Source organism: Streptomyces yatensis (assembly GCF_018069625.1).
Taxonomy (GTDB): Bacteria; Actinomycetota; Actinomycetes; order Streptomycetales; family Streptomycetaceae; genus Streptomyces; species Streptomyces yatensis.
On sequence record NZ_CP072941.1, the window covers coordinates 1,082,698 to 1,102,784 of the forward strand.

At 71.7% G+C, this 20,087-nt stretch carries 5 protein-coding genes; 2 read left to right on the forward strand and 3 right to left on the reverse strand.

The window, feature by feature from the left end; genetic code table 11:
* The first annotated feature begins 12 nt into the window (after positions 1-12).
* Positions 13-420 carry an acyl carrier protein gene (locus J8403_RS04045; protein WP_211121899.1) on the forward strand — a complete coding sequence of 136 codons (408 nt, stop codon included), beginning with the start codon at positions 13-15 and terminating at the stop codon, positions 418-420.
* Between the two features lie 94 nt (positions 421-514).
* Here J8403_RS04045 and J8403_RS04050 read toward each other — a convergent pair whose 3' ends face one another.
* On the reverse strand, positions 515-1,774 hold the full coding sequence (locus tag J8403_RS04050; protein WP_211121900.1) for a cytochrome P450: 1,260 nt from the start codon (positions 1,772-1,774) through the stop codon (positions 515-517).
* A 172-nt stretch (positions 1,775-1,946) separates the two neighbouring features.
* Between J8403_RS04050 and J8403_RS04055 the strand changes: the two genes are divergently transcribed.
* Positions 1,947-2,813: an alpha/beta fold hydrolase gene (locus tag J8403_RS04055; RefSeq protein WP_211121901.1), complete on the forward strand. Its 867-nt coding sequence runs from the start codon at positions 1,947-1,949 to the stop codon at positions 2,811-2,813.
* An 87-nt stretch (positions 2,814-2,900) separates the two neighbouring features.
* Here J8403_RS04055 and J8403_RS04060 read toward each other — a convergent pair whose 3' ends face one another.
* Positions 2,901-7,892 (reverse strand): type I polyketide synthase, encoded by a 4,992-nt coding sequence (locus J8403_RS04060; protein ID WP_211121902.1) that lies wholly within the window; start codon positions 7,890-7,892, stop codon positions 2,901-2,903.
* Positions 7,893-7,908: 16 nt separating this feature from the next.
* Positions 7,909-20,067, reverse strand: coding sequence for a type I polyketide synthase (locus J8403_RS04065; protein ID WP_211121903.1), 12,159 nt, complete (start codon positions 20,065-20,067; stop codon positions 7,909-7,911).
* Between the last annotated feature and the right edge of the window lie 20 nt (positions 20,068-20,087).

Genomic DNA, 20,087 nt, shown 5'->3' on the forward strand with positions numbered 1-20,087 from the left:
GCGGGAGTACCGATGAACACACACACCACCGTCAACAACCACACGCCCGGCGACGCCGGCCCTCAAGGAGACGGATCCGCGATGCAGACGGAGAAGAGCGAAACCGCACTGGACGGGGCGGCGCTGCACCAGGCGCTCGCCATCGCCACGGCCGAGGAGCGCGAGGACATCCTGCGGGAGACCGTGCGCGCGCAGCTCGCCGACATCCTGGCACCCGCCGTGGTGGACGACGACAGCAACTTCCTGGAGAACGGCCTCACTTCGCTGACCGCTCTCGAGCTCACCCGCAATCTGATGACGCTCACCGACGTGGAGATCCCCCTCGTCGCCATTCTGGAGTACCCCACCCCCGCCCAGCTCGGCCACTACCTCGCCGAGGCGTACGCCGCGGTCAACTCCGGTGACGGCGCCACGGCCTAGTCCGGCCCGCAGGGCACAACGCCGCGCGGGAGGGGGACAAACCCCCTCCCGCGCGGCGTTTTCCAGTCGGTGGTGCGCGGCTTCCGCCGGTGTGTCAGAACGCGCAGTCCACGTGTTTGATGGCCTCGACGAAGCTGGCCACCAGCCGCCGGGGCTCCCCCACGGTGCGGATCTCCGGCAGCCGGCCGAACAGCTCACGGAAGAGGACCGTGACCTCCATGCGGGCCAGATGGGCGCCCAGGCAGAAGTGCGGGCCGACCGACCCGAAGGTCATATGCGGATTGGGGTCCCGGGTGATGTCGAACTGATAGGGGTCGGTGAAGACGTCCTCGTCCCGGTTGGCGGACCAGTAGAAGAGCAGCAACTTGTCGCCCTCCTGGAAGCGGTGGCCGTTCACCTCGCAGTCCCGTTTGACGGTGCGGCGCATCCAGTTGATGGGGGTCGCGACCCGCAGAATCTCCTCGACCGCGCCCGGCGCGTAGGTCTCGAAGTCGGAGAGCAGCAGCTTCCGCTGCTCCGGATGTTCGGTGAGCAGCACCAGACCACGTGAGATCGCGTTACGGGTGGTCTCCATTCCGGCGACGACGAGCAGGATGAAGAAGGAGGAGAGCTCTTCGGGGCTCAGCCGCTCACCGTCGATCTGCGCCTGCACCAGCCGGGTGACCAGATCCCCGGTGGGGTTACGGGTGCGGTCGGCGGCGAGCCGTGAGATGTAGTCGGCGAGTTCATGGGAGGTCTTCAGCAGGGCGGCGGTGGCCTGATCGGCCCGGGGAACGTATTCGGGGTCGAAGGTGCCGACGATGACATTGGACCGGTCGTAAATGAACTCGTAGTCGTCGCCGGGAATGCCCATCATGCCGCTGAGCACCGCGATCGGCATGATCGCCGCGACGTTCCGTACGAAGTCGCCCGGGCCGTCCGCGATGAGGTCGTCGACAATCTTCCGGGCCGCCTTTTGGGACGCCACCTCGAACTCGGCGGCCATTCCCCGGCCGAACGCGCGGGACACCAGCCGGCGCAGCCGGGCGTGCTGGGGATTGTCCATATTGATCATCGATCCGAAGAAGCTGTTGAACTCCTCCGGCAGATCGATGATGCTGATCGCGGTGGGCAGCGAGCCGAAGTCCTGCGGACGGCGGCTCACCTCGGCGATATCGGCGTGCCTGACCATCGCGTAATAGCCGGACCCACGCCCGAACCCGGGCATGACCGGCTCACGGAAGAGCACGGGCTCCGGCCGCCGGCGCAGCGCCGCGAAGGCGGCGTCACGGTCGCCGTAGGGCTGGGCCCAGAAGGACAAGTCGGTGAGGTCGATGTTGTCGACATGGGTGAACCTCGATTCCGGGGGATACACAGCGCCTCACTTCGGCTCGGAGTCTACGGTCGGTAAAAGAGTCGGGTCGGCATGAGAAAATGAATCGCCCGGCGGCCCAGCATCTCGCGCCCCGCTTAAGTGCCGCTAATCTGCGCGGACATCACATGCCCAGCGGTCGAATCGGATTGGGCTACCCGGCTAGAATTCCGGCATGGATCTTTCCGTGCCCGTAACCGACGATGTGAAATTGCATTTCCGGCACCGGCCGGGAACGGCGTCGCTTCCCTTTCTCCTGGTCCATGGCATGGCCTCCAGCGCCCGGCTGTGGGACGAGGTGGCCGACCATCTGGCCGCCGCGGGCCATGCGGTGTACGCGGTGGATCTGCGTGGCCACGGTGACTCCGACACACCGGAAACCGGCTACGACACCCAGACCGCGGTCGCGGATCTGGTGGCGGCGTCCGCCGCCCTCGGGCTGGACCGGGTGGTGGTGGCCGGCCACTCCTGGGGCGGCAATGTCTCGGTGCGGCTGACCGCCGAGCACCCCGAGCTGGTGGCCGCGCTGGCCCTCGTGGACGGCGGCTGGCTGGAGCCGGCCAAGGCGTTCGCGTCCTGGGACGCGTTCGTCGGGGCGTTGCGGCCCGCGTCCCTGGAGGGCGCCACCGTGCAGAGCGTGAGCGACTACTTCCGCGCCATCCACCCGGACTGGTCCCCGGCGGCGATCGAGGCCGCGGTGGACACGATGCTGGTGAACCCGGACGGCTCGCTGTCCCGGCGCATGTCCACCGAGCAGCACATGTCGATCCTGCACAGCATCTGGAACGAGCCGCCGAGGCCGTGGTACGCGGCCATCACGGTGCCCACTCTGCTGATGCCCGCCATTCCCAAGGGCGCGGACGGGAAGTGGGCGGACCGCATCCGCTCCCGCATCAGGGAGACCACGGCCGATCTGCGCCACGCGACGATGCGCGAATATCTCGACTCCGAGCACGATCTGCACGCCCAGCGTCCGCGGCGGGTGGCCGACGATCTGCTCGACCTGGCCCGCGGCGTCCAGCCGGCCCTCGACGCTCGCTGACTCACCGCATAGGCGAACTCCCCGTACGGTCTGCGTACGGGGAGTTCGCGTATGCGGTGGTCGCGGGCCGGGGCCCGCGACCACCGGTCAGACTCCGAGTTCGCGGTCGATGAGGGCGAACACCTCGTCGGCGGTGGCCGCCGTCAGGTCCTCCTCGGTTGCCGGTCCGTCGGCCTCCTGCGCGGTGGCGGTGTACTTCCAGACCAGGGCCTGCAACCGGTTCACCAGACCGGCTCGGCGCGGATCGCCGGTCGGCAGCCCGGCCAGTGCGGCCTCGAGTTCGTCGAGGTGTCCGGACAGCGGATGTGCCGCGCCGGCCTCTTCCGGATCCACCTCGGCCAGCAGATGGCCCGCCAGCGCCCGGGGGGTCGGATAGTCGAAGACCACCGTCGTCGGCAGGCTCAGCCCCGTGGTGGCGCGCAGCCGGTTCCTGAGCTCGACGGCCGCGATGGAGTCGAACCCCAGCTCCTTGAACGGGCGGTCCGGCTCGACCGACTCCGGCGCCGGATAGTGCAGTACGGCGGCCACATGGGCGCGTACCAGCGCCAGCAGCCGCTCGACCCGCTCGTCCTCGGCCAAGGGGCCGAGCTCCCTCCGCAGCGCCGACGCCTCATCGGTGCCGGTGTCCTCCGCGGATCCCCGCGCGGCCTCGATGGCGTGGCGGGCGGCCGGGATGTCGTCGAAGAGCCTGCTGGGGCGGGCGAGGGTGAACAGCGGTGCGAAGCGCTCCCATTCCACATCGGCGATCGTGACGCGCGGGTCGTCGTGGTCGAGCACCTGGTGCAGCGCGGTCAGCGCGGGCCGTGGGTCCAGCGGGGACAGGCCCTGCCGCCGGGAGCGCTCGGCGTGCGGGGCCGCCGACGCGTCCGATGCGTCACCGTCGTACGGCAGATCCCACAGCCCCCACGCGATCGAGACGGTGGGGCGGCCATCGGCCCGGTCGCGCTGCGCCAGCGCGTCGAGGCAGGCGGTGGCGGCCGCGTAGGAGCCGTGGTCCTTGCTGCCCCAGGACGCGGCGACGGTGGAGAAGTAGACCACGGTGTCCTCGGGGCCCATGCCGCACAGTTCGTCCAACCGGCGCCCGGTGTCGTCGAGATGGGCGCGGATCTCCTCGGCCAGCCGCCGCGGGGTGAGCTCCATCAGCGGGGCCAGTTCACCGGAGGCTGAGGTGTGGATGATGGTCCCGATGCGTCCGCTCGCCTCCGCCACCCGCTCGACGAGGCGTGCGGTGCCGTCCCGGTCGGCGGGTGAGTGGTCCGCCATGGTGAGTCCGGTGCCGAGCGCGTCCAGTTCGGCCTTCAGCTCCTGTTCGGCCTTCACCTCCAGGGCGCCGGGGGCGTCGCCGCCTCCGGGGCTCAGCATCAGGATGTGTTCGGCGCCCTCGGCGGCCAGCCGGCGGGCGACGTGGGCGGCGGGTCCGTCGGCGGTTCCGGTGATGAGCACGGTGCCCCGGGGTTTCCAGGTGCGCCGCGGGGCACGGCCGCCGATCGGGTCGGCGACCAGCCGTCGGCCGTACGCACCGGTCGGGCGCAGCGCCACCTCTTCCTCGCCGCAGGCCCCGGTGAGCAGGGCGCGCAGCCGCTCCGTGGCCAGGGTGTCCGGGCTCGCGGGCAGGTCCACCAGCCCGCCCCACCGGTCGGGGTGTTCGAGGGCGGCCACCCTGCCGAGCCCCCACAGCTGAGCCTGGTGGGGAGCGTCCAGGGGGTCCAAGTCGTCGATGGCGACCGCGCCGCGGGTGGCACACCACAGGGGCGCGGTGACGGCGGCGTCGACCAGCGCCTGGAGGAGGGTGAGCGTGCCGGTCAGGCCGGGAGCCACGTCGGGGAGCGGTGGCCGTGTGCCGTCGTCCAGGGCCAGCAGCGACAGTACGCCGGTCGGTGGCATCTCCCCGGCGCACCGGGAGCGCAGCAGTTCGGCGAGCCCCGTCCGGTCGGTGTCCTCGGCCAGCTCCAGCTGGCGCACCTGGCCGCCGTCCGCGCCCAGCGCCCGTACGCAGGCGTCCGTCCAGCCGTCGGCGGCGCCCTTCGGGTGGACCACGAGCCAGGAGCCCGCGGTGGCGGGGGCGGCGTCGGGGACGGGCCGCCACTCGACGCGGTAGCGCCAGGAGTCCACGGCCGAGCGCTCGCGCCGGGCGCGACGCCATGTGGAGAGCGCGGGGAGCACGGTGCCCAGCGAGGCCCGGTGGCCGGTGCCGTCCGGGAGGCTCAGCGTCTCGGAGAGCGCGCTCAGGTCCTCTCCCTCCACCGCGGCCCAGAACCGGGACTCCTCCTCGTCGGCCGGGGACTCGGTGGCGAAGGACACCGCGTCGGCCAGCCAGTACCGCTCCCGCTGGAAGGCGTAGGTGGGCAGCGCGACCGTGCGCGGGGCGGCGGGGCCGGTGGGGTGGAGGGTGGTCCAGTCGACCGCGACGCCCGCGGTGAAGGCCAGCGCGAGGGACTCGATCAGCCGCGCCCGCCCGCCGTGGTCGCGCCGGAGCGTGGGCACGGTGACCGCGTCGATCCCGGCTTCCTCGAAGCTCTCCTGCATTCCCACGGTCAGTACGGGATGGGTGCTGCTCTCGATGAACACGCGGTGGCCATCGGCCAGCAGCCGCTGGACGGTGTCGGCGAACCGCACCGGCTCACGGAGGTTGGCCACCCAGTACGCGGTGTCCAGCCCGGTGGTGTCGATCCGGCGGGCGGAAACCGTGGAGTAGAACGCCACCTTGGACGCGACCGGCCGGACACCCGCCAGGGCCTCCGCCAGCTCGTCGGCGATCTCGTCCACCTGGGGGCTGTGCGAGGCGTAGTCCACCTCGATCGGCCACGCCCGGCCGCCCGCCTCCTGGCACGCCGCCACGGCGTGCGCCACCTGCTCGGGCGGTCCGGAAATCACCGTGGAGGAGGGGCCGTTGACCGCCGCCACGCCCACGGCCGCCGCCTGGTCGCCCAGATCGGCCAGCAGCTTCCCGGCCCGCTCCCGGCCCATCCCCAGGGAGGCCATCGCCCCGCCACCGGCGAGCCGTCGCAACGCCTTGCTGCGCAGCGCCACCACCTTGGCACCGTCCTCCAGCGACAGCGCCCCGGCCACCACGGCCGCCGCGATCTCGCCCTGGCTGTGCCCGATCACCGCCCCGGGACGTACGCCGTGTCCTGCCCACACCGCGGCGAGCGCCACCATCACGGCCCACAGGACGGGCTGCACCACATCGACGCGGCCCAGGTCGGCCGCCCCGTCGGCACCTCGCAGCACATCGGTGAGGGACCAGTCGACGTACGGCGCCAGGGCCCGTGCACACTCCGCCACGCGGGCCGCGAAAGCCGGTGAGGCATCGAGCAGTTCGGCGCCCATGCCCGCCCACTGCGAGCCCTGGCCGGGGAACACCAGTACCGGGCCCAGGTCCCCCGCCACGGCGGCGCCACCGGGGTGGACCAGGCCCGGGTGCGCCCCGCCGGTGGCCAGCGCCTCCACGGCCGCCATCAGCTCCTCGCGGGTCTCGCCCACGGCCACGGCCCGGTGGTCGAACACCGATCGGGTGGTGACCAGCGACCAGCTCACCTCGGCGATGGACGGCCCGGGATCGGCGGCCATCCGCCGGGCGAGCGCCGCCGCCTGCCCCCGCAGGGCCTGGGCGCCACGGGCGGAAAGCACCCAGGGCACCACTGCCTCGGCTGCGGGGGTGGCGGGCTCCGGCGGGTCAGGGGGGCTGGGCTCGGGGGCCTGTTCCAGGATCAGATGGGCGTTGGTGCCGCTGATCCCGAAGGAGGACACCCCGGCCCTGCGGGATCGTTCACCCCTCGGCCACGCCACCGGTTCGGTCAGCAGCCGTACCCCGCCGCCTTCCCACTCCACATGAGGGGTCGGCTCGTCGATGTGCAGGGTGGCCGGCAGCGTCTCGTGCTGGAGCGCCATCACCATCTTGATGACACCGGCCACTCCGGCGGCCGCCTGAGCATGGCCGATGTTCGACTTGAGCGACCCCAGCCACAGGGGCCGTTCGCCGGGCCGGTCCTGTCCGTAGGTGGCCAGCAGTGCGTGTGCCTCGATCGGATCGCCGAGGGAGGTCCCCGTGCCATGGGCCTCCACCGCGTCCACTTGGTCGGCGGCGAGGCGCGCACTGTCCAGCGCCTGACGGATCACCCGTTCCTGCGATACGTCGTTGGGCGCGGTCAGACCGTTGCTGGCGCCGTCCTGGTTGATGGCCGAGCCCCGGATCAGCGCCAGCACCCGATGCCCGTTGCGCCGCGCGTCGGACAGCCGCTCCAGCAGCACCAGGCCGACGCCCTCGGAGAACCCCGTGCCGTCCGCGGCCGACGCGAAGGACTTGCAGCGGCCGTCCGGGGCCAGCCCGCGCTGCCGGGAGAACTCGGCGAAGGCGGTCGGTGTGGTGAGCGCGGTGACCCCGCCCGCGAGCGCCAGATCGCATTCGCCCTGCCGCAGCGCCTGGCTCGCCAGATGCATCGCCACCAGCGACGACGAACACGCCGTGTCCACCGTCACCGCCGGGCCCTCCAGGCCGAAGGTGTACGCCACCCGGCCCGAGACCACGCTGGTGAGGCTGCCGGTGGTGGCATAGCCCTCGAAGCCCTCGGGGACGCGGGGCATCCGGGACATGTAGTCCTGGCTGGACACACCCGCGTACACACCGGTCCGGCTGCCCTTCACCGTCACCGGGTCGACCCCCGCGCGTTCGAACAGCTCCCAGGCCACCTCCAGCAGCAGCCGCTGCTGCGGATCCATCGCCAGGGCCTCGCGCGGGCTGATCCCGAAGAACTCCGCGTCGAAGCGGTCGGCGCCGTCCAGGAAACCGCCGTGCCGCACGTAGCTGGTGCCGGGGTGGTCGGGGTCGGGGTGGTAGAGGCCCTCCAGATCCCAGCCCCGGTCGGTGGGGAACGCGGTGATGCCGTCGCCACCGGAGGCCACCAGCTCCCACAGCTCCTCGGGACAGCCGACACCACCCGGATAACGGCAGGCCATGCTCACGATGGCCACCGGCTCCTGGGATCGCTCCTCCATCTCGCGCAGCCGCTGACGAGCCTGCCCGAGATCCACCGTGACCCGCTTCAGATACTGGCGGAGTTTCTCTTCCGTACCCGACATCAGTCCTCACTCACGATCAAGAGGGCAGTTCCCTGTCGATGAACTCGAACAACTCGTCGTCCGACGCGGAGTCGAGGGCGCCGTCGTCCACGGTGGGGTGGTGCCGACCGGTGGCCTCGGCCGGTGTGTCGTCGGTCAGGCGCCACAGCAGCGCCTCCAGACGCTTCGCCAGCCGGTCGCGGGCCCCGTCGTCGTGGGGAACGAGGCGCGCCATCGCCGCCTCCAGCCGCTCCAGCTCGCCGAAGACGGGCGCCGAGGTGTCCGCCTGCGCGGGGCACAGCTTCTCGCGCAGTTCGGCGGCGATGGCCGACGGCGTCGGATGCCGGAAGACGACGGTGGCGGGCAGCCGCAGCCCGGTGGCGGCGGCGAGCCGGTTGCGCAGTTCGACACCGGTCAGCGAGTCGAAGCCCAGATCCTTGAAGGGGGTGTCAGCGGACACCGCCCCGGCGTCGGTGTGGCCCAGGACCGCCGCGGCCTGCGTGCGCACCAGCGTGAGCAGGATCCGGTGCTGTTCCTCCGCGGGCACCGCCGCGAGCTGGGCGACCAGACCGGCTGCGGGCGCCCCGGTGGCGGCGGTACGACGGGTGCTCGTTCCGGTGTCGAGGAGTGTGCGCAGCAGGGCGGGCAGGGTGTCCGCGGGCTGAGCGGCCAGGGCCGCGAGGTCGAGCCGGACGGCCGCGGGTTGCGGGGCACCGTGCCAGCAGGCGGCGTCCATCAGCCCCAGCGCCTGATCGCCGGACATGGCGGCGATGCCGGAGCGGGACATCCTGGCCAGGTCCGCCTCGTCCAGATGCCCGGTCATCCCGCTGGCATCGGCCCACAGCCCCCAGGCCACCGAGACCGCCGGGAGGCCCATGGCCTGGCGGTGGGTGGCCAGGGCGTCGCAATAGGCGTTGGCCGCCGCGTAGTTGGCCTGACCCGGGCTGCCCATCACCCCCGCGGCCGAGGAGAACATCACGAACATGCCGAGCCGCAGTTGCGCGGTGGCGGCATGGAGATGGGCCGCGGCCGTGGCCTTGGGCGCCCACACCCGCGCCAGACGCTCCGGGGTCTGCGAGGTGACCATCGCATCGTCCAGCACACCCGCCGCGTGGACGACACCGGTCAGGGGGTGCGCCGGATCGACGCCCGCGACGAGGTCGTTCACCGCGGCGCCGTCCGTGACGTCCACGGCCACGATCCGGGGCTCGGCGCCCAGGTCGGTGAGGTGGGCCAGCAGCTCCGGGGCGCCGGGGGCATCCATACCGCGGCGACTCACCAACAGCGGATGGCGGATATTCCAGACGCGGACGAGGTGTTCGGCGACGTGCTTGCCGAGGGTGCCGGTGCCACCGGTGATGAGCACGGTGCCGTCCGGATCCACCGGGGCGGGGACATCCAGCACCAGCTTGCCGGTGTGCTTGGCCTGGCTGAAATACCGCAGCGCCTCACGCGCCCGGCTGAGCGGCCACGCCCGTACCGGTGGCGGCTCAAGCAATCCGGAGTCGAACAACTCGCCCAGTTCCCGCAGCATTTGGCGGATACGGTCCGGACCGGCGTCCGTGATCAGGTCGTAGACCCGATAGGTCACCCCGGGGTATTCGGCGGTGATCAGCTCCGGGTCGCGGACGTCGGTCTTGCCCATCTCCAGCAACCGGCCGCCTTCACGGAGGAGACGGAGCGAGGCGTCCACGAAGGGCCCGGCGAGGCTGTTGAGCACCACATCCACACCCCGGCCACCGGTGGCCTCCCTGAGCGACTCCTCGAAGTCCAGATCGCGGGACGAGGCCCGGTGCGCCTCGTCGATGCCCATCGCGTCCAACACCGCATGCTTGCCGGGGCTCGCCGTCGCGTAGACCTCCGCGCCCAGATGCCGGGCGATCCGCACCGCGGCCGTCCCGACACCACCGGTCGCGGCATGGATCAGCACCGACTCCCCTGGCCGGAGCCCGGCGAGGTCGGTCAGTCCGTACCAGGCGGTCAGATAGGCCACCGGTGCGGCCGCCGCCTGCCGGAAGCTCCAGCCGTCCGGGATCGGCGCCAGCATCCGCGCGTCGGTGACCGCCAGTGGTCCGAACGCCTGGTCGAGGACGCCCATCACCCGGTCGCCCACGGACACGTGGGTCACCTCGGGGCCGATGTCCACCACCACTCCGGCGCCCTCACCGCCGAGTCCGGTCTGTCCCGGCACCATGCCCAAACCGACCAGCACATCACGGAAGTTGACACCGGCGGCGCGCACGGCGATCCGTACCTGGCCCGCGCCCAGGGGCTCCAGCACCTCGGGGCAGGGCACGGGTACGACGTTCTCCAGGGTCGCCGTGCCCGCCGTGTCCAGCCGCCATGCCTCCGGCTGCTCCACGGGGCCCACCAGCCCCGCGCCCCCGGTACCGGCATGGACCAGGCGGGGCACCAGCGCCCGGCCGGCACGCAGGGCCAGCTGGGGCTCGTCCATCTCCACGGCGCGGGCCACGGCGATGCGCACGGCGTCGGTGTGGGCGGTGGCCTTGGGATCGGCGTTGGGGTCGGTGTCCGCGTTGGCGTGGGCATTGGCGTTGGCGTTGGCGTTGGCGTTGGCGTCCAGGTCGTCGTCGAGGTCGAGGAGGACGAACCGGCCGGGGTTCTCCGACTGTGCGCTGCGTACGAGGCCCCATACGGCGGCCGCGCCCAAGTCCACCCGGGTGGTGCTCTCGGGGCCGTCGACCGCGACCGCGCCTCGCGTCACCACCACCAACCGGGCCTCCGCCAACCGCGGTTCGGCGAGCCAGCTCCGCACCAGCCCCAGCGCCCGTTCCGTCGCCGACAGCGCCTCGGCCGACGCCTCCTCGGCGCCCGCACCGGTGTGGCTGGTCAGGGCGGTCATATCGGCGAGAACGACCGGCGGGGCGGCCTCCTCATCATCGAGGGTCGCGATCAGCGCGGCAGGATCCTGGTGGCCGCCGTCGCCCAGGACGGGCCAGTCGTCGGCCCCGGCCACCGCCTCTTCGACCCCGGCCGCGAGTGGCAGGGGAGTCCAATCGACGGTGAAGAGGCTGTCCGTGGCGTGGCTGCCGTGGGCCACCGCCGCCCGCAACTGATCGACGCTCGTGGGCCGCATCGCCACCGAGTCCACGGTCAGCACCGGAGCGCCGACGGCATCGGCCACGGTCAGCCGCAGGGCGCGCTCGCCCTCGGTGTTCTCCGACGCGAGAGAGAGCCGGACCCGGACCGTGGTGGCCCCTGCCGCCCACAGCGTCACGCCGTTCCAGGCGAACGGAAGCCAGACGCGGCCACCGGTGGCTTCGGTACCGGTCTCGGTGTTGTCCGCGTCGAGCTGGTCGATCAGCAGTGCGGGATGCAGCGCGGCGTCCAGCAGCGCCGGGTGGATGCCGAATCCGGCCTGCTCCCCGGCGGCCTCGGGCAGGGCCACCTCGGCGCACACATCCGCGCCGTCGCGCCATGCGGCCCGCAGCCCCTGGAACGACGGCCCATAGGCATATCCCGAGGCCGCGACCCGGTCGTAGAACCCCTCGACACCGAGCGGTGCCGCACCGGCCGGGGGCCACGCCCCGCCCAGTCCCGGCGCCTCGTCGGCACGGTCCGAGGGAGCGCTCAGCACGCCCTCCGCATGGCACACCCATCCCGTGCCGGAGTCTCCCGCACCGGCGGGCCGTGAGTACACCCGCACATCACGGCGCCCGTCCTCGGCGGCCTCGCCCACGACGACTTGCACCCGCAGCGCGCCCGACGACGGCAGGACCAGCGGCACCCGCAGCGCCAGTTCATCCACGCCACCACAGCCGACCTCATCGGCCGCCCGCAGCACCCACTCGGTCAGCGCAGCGCCCGGGACCAGCACCGCGTCCGCCACCACATGCTCGCCGAGCCACGCATGCGTACGGGCGGAAATCCGGCCCGTCAGCACATGGCCACGGCCATCGGCGAGCTCCACAGCGGCGCCCAGCAGCGGATGTCCGGCGGAGACCAGCCCGAGGTCGGCCGGGTCGCCGCCGCGTCCACCGTGGCCGTCGAGCCAGTAGCGCTCGCGCTGGAACGCGTAGGTGGGCAGTGCGACCACGCGGGGCGCCGGGGAGCTCGGGTACAGCGTGGTCCAGTCGACGTCGACCCCGGCGGTGAACGCCTGGGCGAGCGAGTGCACCAGCTGGGCCCGGCCACCGTGATCGCGGCGCAATGTCGGCACGGTGACGGCCGTGACCTCGGCTTCCTCGAAGGTCTCCTGAAGGCCGAGGGTGAGCACGGGATGCGTACTGGCCTCGATGAACACCCGGTGCCCGTCCGCCAGCAACGCCTGGACCGCATCGGTGAACCGCACCCGCTCCCGCAGATTCGCCACCCAGTAACCGGTGCCGAGGTCGGTGGTGAGGGCACGGCCGCCGGTCACGGTCGAGTAGAACGCCGTACCCGAACCCGACGTATCGAGCGGACGGACACCGGCCAGAACCTCGCTCAGCTCCTCCCGGATCTCGTCCACCTGAGGACCGTGCGAGGCGTAGTCCACCTCGATCAGCCGCGCCCGCTCCCCCACCTCCTGACACGCGGCGACGGCAGCGGCCACCTGTTCCGGCGGACCCGAAATCACCGTCGACGAGGGCCCGTTCACTGCGGCCACGCCTACACCAGCGGCTTGATCACCCAACTCGGAGAGCAACTGGCCCGCCCTCTCCTGGCCCACGCCGAGTGAGGCCATCGCGCCACCACCGGCCAGCTGTCGCAACGCCTTGCTGCGCAACGCCACGACCTTGGCACCGTCTTCGAGGGACAGCGCTCCCGCGACGACAGCCGCCGCGATCTCGCCCTGGCTATGGCCCACCACCGCCGCAGGACGCACCCCATACCCCGCCCACACCGCAGCCAACGACACCATCACCGCCCACAGAACGGGCTGGACCACATCCACCCGCCCCAGATCCGCCGCACCCTCCGCGCCGCGCAACACATCGGTGAGTGACCAGTCCACGTACGGCGCCAGCGCCCGCTCGCACTCCGCCACCCGCGCGGCAAAGACCGGCGACACCTCCAGCAGCTCCGCACCCATACCGGCCCACTGCGAACCCTGACCGGGGAAAACCAGCACCGGACCCACATCACCCGCCGGCGCCGCCGCACCCGACTGCACCACCCCCGGATGCGACACGCCGCCCGCCAATGCCTCCACGGCGGCCAATAGCTCGGCGCGGTCATCACCCACCACCACCGCCCGATGCTCGAACACCGATCGCGTGGTGACCAGCGACCAGCCCACATCAACGGATGAGAGCTCGGATGCGCCGCCCACACGCTCAGCCAGGGCGGCGGCCTGGCCGCGCAGCGCCTCCGCACTCCGCGCGGAGAGCACCCATGAGACCGTGCCCGGGTCGGAGGAGAACGGCTCCGTCTGCTCTTCCTCCTCGGGCGGAGCAGGAGCCTGCTCGAGGATCACATGCGCGTTGGTTCCGGAGGCGCCGAACGAGGACACACCGGCCCGGCGCGGCCGCTCACTCTTCGGCCACTCCACCGCCTGGGTCAGCAACCGCACCGCACCGCTGTCCCAGTCCACATGGGGGCTCGGCTCATCGATGTGCAGGGAGGCGGGCAGCGTTCCATGGCGCATGGCCTGCACCATCTTGATGACACCGGCCACCCCGGCCGCCGCCTGCGTATGCCCGATATTGGACTTGATCGAGCCCAGCAACAGCGGCTGCTCGGCCGGACGATCCTGACCGTAGGTGGCCAACAACGCCTGCGCCTCGATCGGATCCCCCAGCGTCGTACCCGTGCCATGCGCCTCCACCGCATCGACATCCGAAACCGACAGCCCGGCGCTCGCCAGCGCCTGACGGATCACCCGCTGCTGCGACGGACCGTTCGGCGCCGTGAGTCCATTCGACGCACCGTCCTGGTTGACGGCCGAACCACGGATCACGGCCAGCACCTCATGACCGTTGCGCCGGGCGTCCGACAGCCGCTCCAGCAGCAGCACACCCGCGCCCTCGCCCCAGCCCGTTCCGTCGGCGGCGGCCGCGAAGGGCTTGCACCGGCCATCGGGGGCCAGACCACGCTGACGGGAGAAACCGGTGAACACATCCGGAGTGGCCATCACCGTCACCCCACCGGCCAACGCCAGCGTGCACTCGCCCTGCCGCAACGCCTGCGCCGCCAGATGCATCGCCACCAACGACGACGAACACGCCGTATCCACCGTCACCGCAGGACCCTCAAAGCCCAGCGTGTACGCCACCCGGCCCGAGACCACGCTGCCCGAACCCGCGAGCATCGCATAGCCCTCGAGCTTCACATCGGCGCCGCCGCTGAGCCCGGCCGCGTAGTCGTGATACATCACGCCCGCGTACACCCCGGTCGGGCTGCCCTTCAATGACACCGGGTCGATCCCCGCCCGCTCCAGCACCTCCCACGACGCCTCCAACAGCAACCGCTGCTGCGGATCGGTGGCCAGCGCCTCCCGAGGATTGATCCCGAAGAACGCCGCGTCGAACGCATCGGCGTCATGGAGGAAGGCGCCCTCGTTGGCATAGCTGGTGCCGGGGTGGTCCGGGTCTGGGTGAAAGAGCCCGTCCAGGTCCCAGCCTCGGCCGGTCGGAAACTCCCCGATCACGTCCCTCCCCGAGGCGACCAGATCCCATAGGGCTTCAGGGGAGTTCGCGCCTCCAGGGAATCGGCAGGTCATGCCGATGATCGCCACGGGATCGTCGGTATCGGCCCTTGCTGCGACGGGCGTAAGGGGCCCGGCGGTCTCGCCGGTCAGCCGGGTGCACAGATACTCCGCCAACACCCGAGGTGTCGGATAGTCGAACACCAACGTCGCCGGCAACCGCAACCCCGTCACCACCGACAACCGATTACGCAACTCCACCGCCGTCAACGAATCAAAACCCAACTCCTTGAACGCGGCATCCACCCGCACCTCACCAGCCGAACCAAACCCCAACACCACCGCCACACCACCCCGCACCACCTCCGCCACCGCGTCCAACCGAGCAGCCGCCCCCACCCCCACCAACCGCCCAGCCAACCCCGAGGCCGACGGGCCGCCCTCCGCGATCCGCCGCCTGGTGCGACCGGCCGCCAACCCCCGCAACACCGCCGGAAGATCCCCACCAGCCACCCCGGCCGGATCGAAGTCCACGGCCACCATCAGCGGGTTCGACAACCTGCATGCGGCGTCCAGCAGGGCCAGGCCGCGCTCGGACGACAACGGCCTCATTCCGCGCAGTCGCGTCAGGTCCGCCCGGCCCAGATGCCCGGTCATCTCGCTGGCCTGGGCCCACAGCCCCCATGCCAGCGAAAGCCCGGGCAGTCCCAGCGCCCGCCGGTGGGCGACCAGGGCATCGACAAACGCGTTCGCCGCCGCGTATCCGGCCTGGCCCGCGTTGCCCACGACTCCGGCGGCCGAGGAGAACATCACGAACATGCGGAGCGGACGATCCGCCGTGGCGGTGTGCAGATGGGCGGCCGCCGCGGCCTTCGCCGCCCACACCCGCGCCACCTGTTCCCGGGTCTGCGAGGTGACCACCGCGTCATCCAGCAGCCCGGCCGCATGAATGACACCGGTGAGCGGATGCGCCGGGTCGATACCGGCCACCGCGTCCGCGACCGCGTCACCGTCCGTGACATCCACCGCGGCGATCCGCACCTGCGCGCCCAGGTCGCTCAGCCGCGCGGCCAACTCGGGTGCGCCGGGCGCGTCCGAGCCACGTCGGCTGACCAGGACCAGATGCTTGACCTGCCACGTACGCACCAGATGCTCGGCCACCAGGCCGCCCAGCAGGCCCGTACCACCGGTGATCAGCACCGTACCGTCGGGGTCGAGCCCACCGGGGGTCAGCCCTCCGGCTTCCCTGTCGGTGGCGTCCTCGGTGTCGCGTGCGCGCATCAGCCGGGGCACCCTCAGCCGCCCGGCGCGCAGCGCCGCCTGTGGCTCATCCGCCCGTACGGCATGGGCCACGGCTTCTGCCACCTCACCCGCGGTCGGATCGGTGGCCTGGTGGAGGTCGAGGAGGACGAACCGGTCCGGGTGTTCCACCTGCGCACTCCGCAGCAGGCCCCACAGCCCTGCCACGGCCACATTCAGCTCTTCGTCGCCGGAATGATCGTCTTCAGGGCCACCGGTGGACACCGCCCCGCGTGTCACCACCACCAACCGGGTGTCGGCCAGCCGCGGTTCGGCCAGCCACCTCTGCACCAGCTCCAGCGCCCGGCCGACGGCGGCCAAGCCACCGGCCGCCCTTGCCGCGGCTCCGGCCTCCGGCGGACCACCATCTGCGGGCAGGTGCGTCACGGCGAAGGCGGGAGGTGGCGTACCGTCGTCGAGCGCGGTGACCAAGGCTTCGAGACCCGGATGGCATACCACTCCCCCACCGCCGAGTCCGGGTTCCTCGGCCAGGTGCAGGGCGTCCTCGCCCAGCACCACCCAGCCCATGGGGTCGGAGGTGTCCACCTCCGACACGTCGGGCATCGGGATCCAGCCCAGCGTGAACAGCCCGTCGACGCCACGTCCGTCCCCGGACCTCAGCTGACGGGGGTCGGCGGGGCGCATCGTCAGGGAGTCGACCGTCAGCACCGGGGCGCCCATGGCATCGGCCACGACCACCCGCACCCCGCCCTCCCCCACCGCACCGTCCTGATGGGGAGAGGGCTGACGGGGCGAGAGCCGGACCCGGACGGTGGTCGCCTCCGCGGCCCACAGGGAGACCCCGTTCCAGGCGAACGGCAGTCTCATTCCAGCGTCGTCGGCCGACTCGCCGTCGGCGGCGAGCAGCATCGGATGCAGGGCGGCGTCGAGCAGGGCCGGGTGGATGCCGAAGCCGTCCGCGTCCCCGGCCGCCTCGGGCAGCGCCACCTCGGCCAGCAGGTCAGCGCCGTCGCGCCATACGGCACGTAGCCCCTGGAACGACGGCCCGTAGGCATAGCCCGCCGCCTCGGCATGCGCGTAGAACCCCTCGACATCCATCGGCTTCGCGCCCTCGGGAGGCCAGACTCCCCCCAGTTCCTCGGCCGCATTCGGCGTGGCCGGCGGGCTCAGGACACCCTCCGCATGGGTCACCCAGTCGGGATCCGCGCCGGGCTGGACATCGCGGTCGGGCCGGGAGTACACGCGCACATCGCGCCGCCCGTCCTCGGCGGCCTCACCCACGACGATCTGCACCCGCAGCCCGCCCGACGACGGCAGCACCAACGGGACCTGCAGCGCCAGTTCCTCGATGCCGCCACAGCCCGCCTCATCGGCCGCCCGTAACGCCCACTCCACCAACGCCGCACCCGGCACCAGCGGCGCTCCGGCGACCGCATGGTCACCGAGCCAGCCCTCACCACCGGTGGCCGACACCCGTCCGGTCAGCACCAGCCCGCCATCGGCAAGGCCCACCGCCGCCCGCAGCAACGGGTGCTCCACCCGCTGCAGCCCCGCAGCGCCCACATCACCGACCCCGCCGGTGGCAGTGGCCCAGTAGCGCTGGCGCTGGAAGGCGTACGTGGGCAGATCGACGGTACGAGGGGTGGGGTCGGCCGGGAACGCGGCCCTCCAGTCGACGTCGACCCCGGCGGTGAACGCCTGGGCGAGCGAGTGGAGGAGCTGGGCCCGGCCGCCGTGATCGCGGCGCAGAGTCGGCACCGTGACGGCCGTGACCTCGGCTTCCTCGAAGGTCTCCTGGAGGCCGAGGGTGAGCACGGGATGCGTACTGGCCTCGATGAACACCCGATGCCCATCAGACAGCAACGCCTGAACGGCATCGGTGAACCGCACCCGCTCCCGCAGGTTCGCCACCCAGTAGCCGGTGTCCAAGTCGGTGGAAACCGCACGACCACCGGTCACGGTCGAGTAGAACGCCGTACCCGAACCGGACGTATCAAGCGGATGGATGCCGGCCAGAACCTCGTTCAACTCATCGCGGATCTCCTCCACCTGAGGACCGTGCGAGGCATAATCCACCTCGATCAGCCGCGCCCGCTCCCCCACCTCCTGACACCCGGCGACGACAGCTGCCACCTGCTCCGGCGGACCCGAAACCACCGTCGATGAGGGCCCGTTCACTGCGGCCACGCCTACACCGGCCGCCTGATCGCCCAGGCCGGAGAGCAACTGGCCCGCCCGCTCCTGACCCACACCGAGCGACGCCATCGCCCCACCACCGGCCAACCGCCGCAACGCCTTGCTCCGCAACGCCACCACCTTCGCGCCGTCCTCCAACGACAACACACCCGCCACCACCGCAGCCGCAATCTCACCCTGGCTATGACCCACCACCGCCACAGGACGCACCCCAAACCCCGCCCACACCGCAGCCAACGACACCATCACCGCCCACAACACCGGCTGCACCACATCCACCCTGCTCAGATCGGCGGCGTCATCAGCCCCCCGCAACACATCCGTCAACGCCCACTCCACATACGGCGCCAACGCCCGCTCGCACTCCGCCACCCGCGCCGCAAAGACCGGCGACACCTCCAGCAGCTCCGCACCCATCCCCACCCACTGCGAACCCTGACCGGGGAAAACCAGCACCGGACCCACATCACCCGCCGGCGCCGCCGCACCCGACTGCACCACACCCGGATGCGACACGCCGCCCGCCAATGCCTCCACGGCGGCCAATAGTTCGGCGCGGTCATCACCCACCACCACCGCCCGATGCTCGAACACCGACCGCGTCGTCACCAACGACCAGCCCACATCCACAGACGACAGCTCGGACGCGCCCTCCACCCGCTCGGCCAAAGCCGCCGCCTGCCCCCGCAACGCCTCCGCAGTCCGCCCCGACACCACCCACGGCACCACCCCACCCACCTCGGAGGACGCCGACTCCACATCCCTCTCAGGAGCCTGCTCCACAATCACATGCGCATTGGTGCCGCTGATCCCGAAGGACGACACACCGGCCCGGCGCGGGCGCTCACCCTCGGGCCACTCCACCGCCTCGGTCAGCAGCCGCACCCCGCCGCCGTCCCACTCCACATGGGGCGTCAACTCCTCGGCATGGAGGGTGGCCGGGAGTACGCCGTGCCGCAGGGCCATCACCATCTTGATGACACCGGCCACGCCCGCCGCGCCCTGTGTATGGCCAATGTTGGACTTGAGCGAGCCGAGCCACAGCGGCCGGTCCTCCGGCCGGTCCCGGCCGTACGTGGCGATCAGCGCGTCGGCTTCGATCGGGTCGCCCAGCTTGGTGCCCGTGCCATGCGCCTCCACCGCGTCCACCTCGGACGGGGCCAGCCGGGCGCTGGCGAGGGCCTGGCGGATCACCCGCTGCTGGGAGGGGCCGTTCGGCGCGGTGAATCCGTTGCTGGCGCCGTCCTGGTTGATGGCCGAGCCACGGATCAGGGCGAGCACCTCATGCCCGTTGCGCCGGGCGTCGGAGAGCCGTTCCAACAGGACGAGTCCGACGCCTTCGCCCCATCCGGTGCCGTCGGCGTGTACCGAAAACGCCTTGCACCGACCGTCCGGGGACAGCCCCCGTTGCCGGGAGAAGCCGGTGAACACCTCGGGGGTGGCCATCACCGTCACCCCGCCCGCCAGGGCCAGGGCGCACTCCTCCTGCCGCAGTGCCTGGCAGGCCAGATGGATCGCGACCAGGGATGACGAGCACGCCGTCTCCACCGTGACGGCCGGGCCTTCGAGGCCGAAGGTGTAGGAGACCCGGCCCGACAGCAGGCTCGGCGCGTTGCCCGCGTATCCCTCGGATCCCTTCTGCGGGAGGTCGCTCGATGTGGCGCCGCCGGTGGTCGCCGTACCGGCGTAGACGCCCGTCCGGGAGCCCTTGAGGGACACCGGGTCGATGCCCGCCCGTTCGCATGCCTCCCAGGCGGTTTCCAGCAGCAGTCGCTGCTGGGGGCTGGTGGCGAGCGCCTCGCGTGGGCTGATGCCGAAGAACTGGGGGTCGAATCGGTCGGCGTCGTAGAGGAATCCGCCCCGGCGGACATAGGTGGTGCCGGGGTGGTCCGGGTCCGGGTGATAGAGGCTGTCGAGATCCCAGCCGCGGTCGGTGGGAAAGTCCCCGATCGCGTCCACACCGCCGGCGACCAGCCGCCACAGGTCCTCGGGCGTGTTCACTCCGCCCGGGAACCGGCAGGCGATGCTCACGACCGCGATCGGCTCCTGGTATCGCTCCTCCACCTCGCGCAAACGCAGGCGCGTATCGTGCAGATCCGCGGAGACGCGCTTGAGATACTCGACCAGTTTCTCTTCATTCACGTTCACCATGAGGTTTCACCCGGCCTCAG